The following is a 9193-nucleotide window of genomic DNA, read 5'->3' as shown; positions in this document are numbered from 1 at the left end:
CGCAGTTTGACATCGTGGTGTTGACGCAAGCGGACAACGACACCGGCAGTACAGATCGCCTGGTTGTTATAGAGGTCTCGCCACCCAACGGTGGTGAACCCCTGCATATGCACCGCGAGTTGCCCGCGAATCTAAGGAACGCGGATGCGGGTTTTGCATGCTTCCAGTTCCGACTAACCTTGAATTTGAATGGTCGCTGGATCGTTGCCATGAGCGGCGCGGCGGGAGCGGTATCGCTTCCACTGACGGTGAGTGGTCCACCGCCGCCCAACAGCCCCTAGACGCGGTCAATGGCACCGATTCGGCATCGGCCCTGCTTAGTCGAAGCACCGCCTGAACTGCGGATTTAGCTTGTGGAGCCTAGGGGATTCGAACCCCTGACTTCTGCCTTGCAAAGGCGAATCGTGCCCAGTCTGTACCTGCGGCGTTGGTGCGATAGGCCGGTTGACCTGCGAAATAACATTCAATGTTATTCGCTGGGGTTGCCTTGGTTTGTGCCCAAGTGTGCCCAAAATGTGCCCACGGTTCGCTCATTTGCCCAACCTCTTGGCCACGTCCTCGAGCGTCAAACCGTAGCCACTGCGCTTGTCGCCGGCCACCAGCTTGCCGGTCCGGGCGTCCACCACTATTTGACGATCTTCGACGCGGCGGGCCGGGCCGCTGTGGCTGGGGGGAGACCAAACGGCTGGCCTCCGGGGAGCAGCGCATCGTGCTGCACGCCGATGACTGTTTTGGTTGTGGACTCTAAACTGAACAACGGGCGATGTAAGAGGAGCGGCAACAGAAATGGCGGACGACTCCAGCTCGTTGAGCTTCCTCAGGCGACACCCCTTTTGGTGGTTCCTGATAGGTCCGGCTGGCGCTGCTGGCTCGGTGTGGGGGAAACGGCTAGGCGAGGACCGTCCACTTCTGGGTCATATCGTTTTCATCCTCGGCCTAGTGCTTATCGCGATCGGTCACGGCTGGGCCATCAACTGGGCCTACGTTCATCTTGCCGGTCATCATCGGCATCATCAGTAAACGCAAGTAGCACGGACGCCAGCACATCGTGTTAGACGCCGAAGACTGTTTTAAGTTATGCACTTCTTCGGCTCAGGTGACACGCCCAGCGCTCGGGAACCTAAGGCGTCGGCTTGCCGATCTACGCTCGACTGATGGCTACGAGCAACTTGGCTTGAGGCTGAGCGAGGAGAAACAAGTTGGCAGGGCGGGGGTGGGGACCATGGTCGCGAATCAAGCTAGATGCTCTAGAGGACTACCTCGCAGCATTTACGAAAGCATCGCAAACTGCCCGAGGCACCGTTTACCTCGACCTATTCGCCGGAGCGTTTAAGAACAAAGACCGCTTGACTGGTGCACCGATCATGGGATCGCCGTACCGGGCACTAAGCGTTGAGCCCGAGTTCAGCAAGGTCGTTGGATTTGAAAAGCAGCCCCGAACGGCCAAGACTCTGGAGGATAAGCTTCGCGCCGCCTTTCCCGGTCGTGATGTGACAGTCGTTCCCGGCGACTGCAATGCGACAGCACCGAGCATCTTGCAATCGATGGATCCCTACTGGAGACGTAAACCCACATTCGCGATGATCGACCAGTACTGGGCAGAGATCCACTGGACGACGCTCCAGGCACTAGCGCAACACCGCCTAGTGTCGGCTCCAGGCCGGCCGCGCCGAAAGGTCGAGCTATGGCTGTACTTTGGCGACGCCTTCATTCCGCGCGCGCTGGGATCACAGAAGCCCGATGAGGCCGAGGCCGCCGCCCTGAAAGTCGATGCAATGTACGGGACGGCTGAGTGGCGTTACCTCCTCCAGGCGCGTCGGGACAAGTTGTTGTCCGGCAAGGGCTTCAAGGACGAGCTTGTCAACCTGATGCGGTGGCGATTAGAGAACGATCTCGGCTACGAGACGACTATTCCGCTTGAGTTCTACAACGAGCACGGGGGCGGTCTCTATACCGTAATCTTCGCGACGGATCATCCCGTTGGAGCGAAGATCATCAGTCACATCTTCAAGTCATCAAAAGGTGCGCTGGAGCGCATGGTCAGATTGCGCAAAGCGCGTGATGTGCTTGAACGGGAAGCCGCCGCCAGTGCTCAGCTCGGCCAGGACAGTTTGTTTGATCTGACAGCAGATGAAGCTTTAGGTACTCCCAGCAAGGACACTTCAGATTTCGAGTTGCTCGGCCCCCCGCAACCGCCATTCTTCTATGGTTACGACGAGGACATTGGCCATTAAGCGCTTGCACCTGCGGGCATTTCGTCCCAACGGCGACCGTCGAGCTCACGCCCTAACGTTTTTGGTGTTCTGCCGCCCCACTGCTTGAAGAAAAATGCGACCTCGGAGTCGTTGCATGCGTCGCGGATAGCACGCGCCCAGCTGATGTGCATCGGGCGGTAGTTCGGACCCGACTCACCGCCGGCAATGACCCAATCAATCCCGGCTAGATTGATGCCGTCGAGCGGCCCGAGGAGCGGCTCGCAAGAAAGGAACCGCACAGCTGCCGGAACGTCACGTAGGTGATCGACACGCGACAATGCGTCAGCGTTTTCCACAGATACGCCCATCCACACGTTGCTTGGCCAGTCCAGTTTTTCAGCCAAACGGCGCAATCGGAGGCTACGTTTAGTGAGGACCTGGTAGGTGTGTTGCGGAGTCGCCCGCATCACCTCAAAAACCTCGCGGATGAACGGCAACGTCACTTTCGCGTGGAACAGGTCCGCCATCGAATTCACAAAGACAATACGGGGGTTACGCCACCGGAACGGCTCGTCAAGCGTCTGCGGATGCATTGTGACTCCGAAGCCCGGACCGGAAGTCCTTGGGTCGCCATCATTTTGGTACTTCTCCGAGCCCATCGCCTTTAGGCGCTTCGCCAATGTCATTGCGTAGCAATGATCGCAGCCCGGCGACACCCGGTCACACCCCGTGACAGGGTTCCAAGTAGCCTCTGTCCACTCGATCGCCGACCGGTCGGCCACCCTGTTGACTCCCTCCGTGATGCTTGTCCGCGCTGCCCACATCTGGCAGAAACAAATTTCAAGCGTGTAATTCGCCTCTCACGTAATGCTAGTGGGCCCACCGACAAGTCTGGTTGAAGTCCCTTCTGCATGTCGCTGAAATGGCCTGTAGCGGGTTATTCAGCCCCACCCTGTCCGGCCACGACCAAAGACACCCACTAGCGAGGCCATCGCCAGCCACTGGCAGCCAATGGCTACTGTCAACCTCATGGCGATACCCGACTTCCAGACGATGATGCGCCCCGTCCTGGTGGCAATTGAGGGAGATGAACCGCGATCGACCGCACAGATCCGGGACAAAGTCGCGACCGCCCTGAATATCTCCGATGAGGATCGGCTAGTGATGCTGCCCAGCGGCAAGCAGGCGCTCTATACCAACAGGGTCGCGTGGGCGATAACGCATATGTCGCAAGCTGGACTTCTCACACGGCCAGAGCGCGGACGCTATCTGTTGTCCGAACGCGGCAGGAAGGTGTTGGAAGAGCATCCCGGCCGGGTGGACTTGCACGTCCTGCAACAGTTTCCCGAATACCAGGAGTTCCGAACTCGCAAGAGCAACAAGCACATTGAAGAATCGGTGAGTGTTGTCTCTGACGAACTGTCACCCAGCGAGGCAGTAAATGCAATCGTGGAAGACTCGTACGACACACTGGCAGCCGAATTGCTTGACAGAATCTTGGCCCAGCCACCGACGTTCCTAGAAGCACTGTCGTTGAAGCTGCTCCAAGCGATGGGGTACGGCGGTCGGGAGTCGCTCGCCGAACACACCGGTAAGCCAGGAGACAGTGGGCTAGATGGGATAGTCCGTCAGGATGCTCTCGGTCTCGATCTCGTTGGTGTTCAGGCGAAACGGTACGACAAAGACAAGACGGTGCAACGTCCGGACATTCAAGCCTTTGTCGGAGCATTGCAGGGTGCCCAGACGAGTCGGGGCGTATTCGTAACGACCGGTCGGTTCTCTCCCGGTGCCTTGCAGTTCGCAGAGAACGTCGCCATGCGTTTACGGCTCATCGACGGTAAAGAGTTGACCAAGCTGATGGTCCGGTACAACGTCGGCATTCAGGTACGGGAGACCTTCGACTTGAAGCAGATCGACGAGGACGCCTTCGAAGAATAGCCAGACCCCGACGAATGTTTCGCTGCCCGAGCTGCAACGCGGCACCTGAGCCGATAACCGGCGCCGACATGACGATCGTCCGCCACCAGCCGGGCTGCCCGCTGTTGGTCGCGGCAACCCGGGCCCGCTGGCCGCTGACGGCCGCAGGGCTCCCGGACACGCCGCGCCTGGCCCCCGGACAGTTGCGCCGGGCGTCGGTCGGCCAGGTCTTGGGCATCGACCGCGACAAGCCAATGTTGCGCTTTGACGCGCGCTTCGGATGCAGGACTAGAAGCGCCCCGGTACGCCAATCGAAACGCAATCCGGTCAAACGGGCAGCGCGAACGCTATGAGGAGGATGAGCACGATCACCGAGATACCGACCAGATATACCTCGCGGCTGGGCGTGATTCGTTTTGGGAGTGGATGCTGGCTGAGCGTCTGCTGGCGTCGTCTACCGATCAGGTACGTGGTGAGCGCCAGGGCGGCAGCCAGGCCGGCCAGGACCAACCGGACCGGTCCGTTGGAGGTGTGAACATTCTTCACCATCAGAATTACGCCGTTGGCCAAGACCACGAACGAGGTGCGAGTCCAGGCCAGCGAGGTTCGTTCGGCCGGTAGCCCGGCCTCCGATGGGTTACCGGCCTCGAGGTTGGTCAACCGGTCACCGCCTTGAGGAAGACCAGCCCCAGGGTGAGAACACCGAGCACGGCTAGGCCCACTCCCAGGTAGATAGGTACGCGTTGGCGGGGTAAGGGCAGGCCGCGGCGCATGGCGCGATCGACCTGCTGCCATCGACGCAACCCCGCGGCGGCGGTGAGGATTGCCAGCAGCGCGAGCAATGCCCCGAAGATATGCCGCATTCCGGGGATCACCAGCCCCGGAACGAGTTGGACGACCGCAACCGCCGCGGCCAGCAGGCCAAGCGCGGTGCGGACCCAAGCCAGGAAAGTCCGCTCGTTGGCGAGGGTGAACCGATAGTCCGGTTCGACCTGCGCAGCGCCGTCGCGGTCGGGCTCGCCGGGGCTGTTGTCGTTATCACTTGCCACAGAACACACCTCAGATACGAGAGCCGTGCCGCCCCTCAGCACACCTTTCCATATCGGGTTCAACGACGCGTCCAGCGGCTGACCTACTCCTCCGCGGCGCGCCGCCGCAGCTCCGCTAAACCCCTAAGCGAAACCCGGGACAACGGGACACCGGGCGGCAGGATCGGCCGCGCTGGTATCCCGCCGGGGCCAACCTCCCCCCGAGCGCGGGGCGCCCCAGGCGGCAGGGTCGGCGGTGGTGGTGGTGGTGGTGTCATGTCAGTGCTGGCGCGGCATTCCACGTCGCGATTTTCGATTGTCAAAGCGGTTCTCCCGTCAAGGTTTCGGATCGGTTCTGGTGGGGCGGGCTCGGCGCGAATGCCCCACAGCTGCGCTGCGACGTTGCCCACCATGCACGGGCCCGCCGCAGTGACGACTTCCGGTAGCAGTGAGCGCCACATTGCCAGCGCCACCATAAACACATCGATGATCCCATAATGGGCCCGGCAGCAGGCGTCGTTAAAGGTGGACGCACCGATGCTGTAGAAATTGTCGAATGTCTCCGCGGCCGTGATGGTTTCAATGGGCGGATAGCAGGTTCGGGCGTGGCCCAAGATCAACTGTGCGGCGAGGCAGGTATCGCGGTTGCGGTGTTCGCGGGAAATCTCGGCCAGCTTGACATCGACAGCCATCAACCCTTCCGCGCTTCGCAACCGTGAAGCCAAAGCACGCAGCAAGGCCAGGCTCGCATGAAACATCGGCACGAACTCGTCGGCGTCGCACATGTCGAGTGCAAACCTGACCGCATCGTCGTCGCCGCGGATCGCCGCGACGACGAGACTGATAGCGGCCTGGCGGGTATCGGGCAGCGGGACGGTGGTCATGTCACGTCCACCGTTCTTTCATCCGCTGCAAAGCAGCTTGGCGGGGTGTTAGGTCCCAATCCATCCGCTCACGCCACAGCGCGACGATCGCTTGCCGCCCGGATAGCGGGCGCGGGTACCGCATCGCGGCCAATTCCAATTGTCGTTGGTGGTGGTCCATGCTGCGTTGTGATGGGCTGCGCTGCATGCTGTTTGGGAGGGTTGCCCCCAGGAGTCCAGCCGCCCAGCGGCGCACCAATTCGATCGGGGCAGTCGATGCTAAACCCGCCAATTTTTGCAGCGCCGTGAGTTCGTCGCGATCGGCTTTGTCCAGCAGACCGTTGGTTTCAACTTCGCGCGTCATTAACGTCAGGATGCGTTGACGGTCAATTGCGCTGATTTGGGCCACCTGTCACACCTCCTCATATTGGACTGATCCTATCAATGTTGTTGACTACCATACGCTTTCCAAAATATTATATTCCGGCTCGACCGGTTGGGCGGCCCGATCGAACACCATGCACGCCGCGACGGCCGCGTCAACCTTCCGCCGGCTGTAGGTCGTTTCTTTGACGATCCGCTGGCCGCGCGGGTCAACCTTGAGTAAGGCGTTCGCAATGTGTCGGGCCAACCGCGGATCCCCGTTGTGGGTGAGCCCGTGGTTCATCGCGGCCACCTGAAACCGGGTGGTGGCCGGCCCCATCCGCTGAGCGGTTTGTGGGAACGACACTACGGTCACCCCCTCCCCCTCAAGGATTTGCAGGGACCGCTGCCAGCCCCACGGGTCGGCGACAATCTCCCGAACTCGCCACCGACGACACGCCGCGCGGATGACGTCCTCCACCTCGAGGATCGGCACCGACCAGTCGTCGGTGGCATGTTCGGGACGTTCCCACAGCTGCACAATTTCAATGTGCGGGATCGGTCCGCACGTCGCGGCGACGATCGCGGTGGAGTCGTTATTACGACTCCCGTCGAACCCGATACAAACCTCGTCGCCGTCGCGGATGCTTACGCCCGGGTCAGCGAGGCTGTCCCACACCCCGGCCGGCAGCCAGGCCGTCTCGGCAGCGACCCATTGCGCGCAGTGATACCGCAAAAACTCATTCTCCGGGACCTGGTGATATCGGGCAGCGACGTCGGCGACGTTGAGGAACTTGTCGGCGGCCGGGCTGGCGTCCCTGATCGCGGCGTGCAGACCCTCCTCGGTGGTCAGGTCGTAGCGATCGGCCGGGCAGCCCCACCAGACAAAAAGGAACTCGTCGTCGACGACCTCGCCGGCGTTCACTTTCAGCCCGTGGGTATGAAGCTTCCCGGCCAACGAGTCCGGGTCCCAACCCGGCGTCGTGACATTGAGTTGCAGCGACCCGGCCCGCTTCGTGCAGCCGTTACCGATCACCAGATGCGTCCGCGTCTGGTTGGGGGTGATGAACTCGTGGATCTCGTCGAAGATGGCCGTGGACGGCCGCATACCGTCATTAACGCCGGCAACAGCAGGAACTTTGAACGCCCGCGACGGGCTGTCGTCCACCTGTATTTCAGGCTCAAACCCGGTCATCACTCGGCGCAGCGTCGGCGACTCGGACACGCACGTTCTCATGTCGTTGAACACCAAGTTCGCCTGGTCGTAGGACGCGGCTACCACCGGGACGACGGCGCTGGGTTGGGTGGCCAACATGTATAGCCCGATCCACGCCGCGAGGCTGGTTTTGCCGCATCCTTTTGGAACGGTCAACAATGCGCGGCGGTAACGGCGCCGGCCGTTGGGCAGCAGTTCAAAAAGCATTACGAGGAATAGCTTCTCGAATAGCTCCAGTTGTACTCGTTCGCCCCAATGGTCGCCAACCCCGTAAACACAATGCTGCTCAATCCACGAGATTACCGCCCGGCCCTTCGCTTTTCGCGTCGGTCAAGGCCGGCGCCGACAGCGGCACAGGGACGTCAGTCGGCCACGACAGTAAGCGCGGCGCGCGGGTCGTCACTTTCCTGCACCTCGATATTCAAGTCGGCCAGCGATCGGCTGGACTCGGACAGTGCCAACCCCAGCCGCAGCCGGTTGAGCGGTCCCACGCCCATCTGTTGTTCATCCGCGCGGATTGATGCCTCTAACAGCATCGCGAGACGGTACAACGGGTTGGGCCGCGACTGACCTTGCGAACCCGAAACCAGCGGCTCGCGGTCTGCTTCGGCGATGAGTTTTAGGCGGCGGGCGGAATTCTTGGCCCAACGGATCGCCACCACCGTGTCGGCCGGTGTCATCGCCCCGGACACAGGGCTGGTCCAGAACGCTTGCCAGGCGGCTTGCACTTCCGCGGACAGGCCGGCCGGCATCCGCGGTGCCCTTTTGCCCGCGACGGATACCACCCCGAGCGATCGTGTCGTTTTCCTTATCCTCTTGCCCGCCGGCTTGGGTGCTGGACCGGGGCTCACCACAACGGCCTAACCCACAGCCCGGCGTCGGGCTCGCGGTCGGCGGGGTCACGCTTGCACCAGCATTCCTCACACCAGTACCGGTCACCGTCGTCGACGGGGACGACCATCCACCGAGCGGTGTCGTCGTCGAAGGTGTGCCGCCCGCATGCCTCGCCGCGGCCGCCGCGGCAGAACGCACTTGGCGGCACCGCGAACTTAGGCATCATGCGTCAAGTCTAACCCGGTGACAACGCCCGTTGTCGTAGCCAAATCCGCTGATCGGGGAGATTTCGTCACCAAAGAGCGCGGCAGGTCCCGGCATGTCCAGGCCAGGTCCCGATAGGCCCCGATACGATCCAAATATGGCTTATTCCAACACGTTTCAAAATACCAAAGCCACTGCGCGACAACCGTTTCGGGCCCAAGCGAAGCAAAATAAAATCCGGGGCCTTTTACGCCGGAACCCGTCGGCGGCCGAAACTTGATGCCGTGCAGTCCAGCGGAGGGTTTGCGCTCAAAAAAGGGGGGTTCTGCCATCGATGCAGGTCAGCGCCATGGAATGCCGCGCCAATGGTGGCTGGCATGGCTGACATGCATACCGAGAGAGCTTGTGCGGCAAGGCATTCCAGAACATACACCCATAATGAACCCTTAAGACCATCTTGAGGTGAGGTTCTGTTATGCCGGGGGCTAGGCGTTCGACCTATGGGTTGCACGCAGCGGATCAAGCCGGTGATTGCCTCAGCCCCAGCAATAAGGCCAATCGGCTCTATGCCGC

General features: G+C 61.3%; 11 protein-coding genes. 3 read left to right on the top strand and 8 right to left on the bottom strand.

Annotated elements, in window-relative coordinates:
* Both ACLP9N_RS11355 and tcmP read left to right on the top strand, forming a co-directional pair.
* The coding region (locus ACLP9N_RS11355; protein WP_442407503.1) for a hypothetical protein at positions 1–281 on the top strand (281 nt) is incomplete at its 5' end.
* Between the two features lie 918 nt (positions 282–1199).
* Positions 1200–2234, top strand: a complete 1035-nt coding sequence (gene tcmP, locus ACLP9N_RS11350) for a three-Cys-motif partner protein TcmP (RefSeq protein ID WP_442375724.1) — start codon at positions 1200–1202, stop codon at positions 2232–2234.
* Here tcmP and ACLP9N_RS11345 read toward each other — a convergent pair.
* A complete protein-coding gene (locus tag ACLP9N_RS11345; protein ID WP_442375723.1) occupies positions 2231–2977 on the bottom strand; it encodes a DUF5131 family protein in 747 nt (248 codons plus the stop codon). The genes tcmP and ACLP9N_RS11345 overlap by 4 nt on opposite strands.
* 229 nt (positions 2978–3206) lie before the next feature.
* On the opposite strand from ACLP9N_RS11345, the gene ACLP9N_RS11340 reads away from it, so the two are divergent.
* Complete coding sequence (locus tag ACLP9N_RS11340; protein WP_442407502.1) at positions 3207–4133, top strand: restriction endonuclease; 927 nt, start codon at positions 3207–3209, stop codon at positions 4131–4133.
* A 306-nt stretch (positions 4134–4439) separates the two neighbouring features.
* On the opposite strand, the gene ACLP9N_RS11335 is transcribed toward ACLP9N_RS11340, so the two are convergent.
* The 7 genes from ACLP9N_RS11335 to ACLP9N_RS11305 all read right to left on the bottom strand — a co-directional run bounded on the left by ACLP9N_RS11335 (position 4440) and on the right by ACLP9N_RS11305 (position 8642).
* Positions 4440–4772 (bottom strand): DUF202 domain-containing protein, encoded by a 333-nt coding sequence (locus ACLP9N_RS11335; RefSeq protein WP_442378127.1) that lies wholly within the window; start codon positions 4770–4772, stop codon positions 4440–4442.
* The gene (locus ACLP9N_RS11330) at positions 4769–5161 is read right to left on the bottom strand and encodes a YidH family protein (RefSeq protein ID WP_442407501.1); all 393 of its coding nucleotides are present in this window, start codon (positions 5159–5161) and stop codon (positions 4769–4771) included. The genes ACLP9N_RS11335 and ACLP9N_RS11330 overlap by 4 nt, the downstream gene beginning before the upstream one ends.
* Positions 5162–5244: 83 nt before the next feature.
* Entirely contained in the window at positions 5245–6024 is a 780-nt protein-coding gene (locus ACLP9N_RS11325) for a hypothetical protein (protein ID WP_442407500.1), read from the bottom strand.
* Position 6025: 1 nt separating this feature from the next.
* The gene (locus ACLP9N_RS11320) at positions 6026–6367 is read right to left on the bottom strand and encodes a hypothetical protein (RefSeq protein ID WP_442407499.1); all 342 of its coding nucleotides are present in this window, start codon (positions 6365–6367) and stop codon (positions 6026–6028) included.
* Positions 6368–6457: 90 nt separating this feature from the next.
* Complete coding sequence (locus ACLP9N_RS11315; protein WP_442407498.1) at positions 6458–7789, bottom strand: terminase TerL endonuclease subunit; 1332 nt, start codon at positions 7787–7789, stop codon at positions 6458–6460.
* Between the two features lie 155 nt (positions 7790–7944).
* Complete coding sequence (locus ACLP9N_RS11310; protein WP_442407497.1) at positions 7945–8433, bottom strand: phage terminase small subunit; 489 nt, start codon at positions 8431–8433, stop codon at positions 7945–7947.
* The gene (locus ACLP9N_RS11305; RefSeq protein WP_442407496.1) at positions 8430–8642 is read right to left on the bottom strand and encodes a hypothetical protein; all 213 of its coding nucleotides are present in this window, start codon (positions 8640–8642) and stop codon (positions 8430–8432) included. Before ACLP9N_RS11305 ends, ACLP9N_RS11310 begins: the two co-directional genes overlap by 4 nt.
* Between the last annotated feature and the right edge of the window lie 551 nt (positions 8643–9193).

The sequence above is a fragment of the Mycobacterium sp. genome, assembly GCF_052144515.1.
GTDB lineage: Bacteria > Actinomycetota > Actinomycetes > Mycobacteriales > Mycobacteriaceae > Mycobacterium.
The sequence above is the reverse complement of the archived record's forward strand: the minus strand, read 5'-3'. Positions and strand labels throughout refer to the sequence as shown.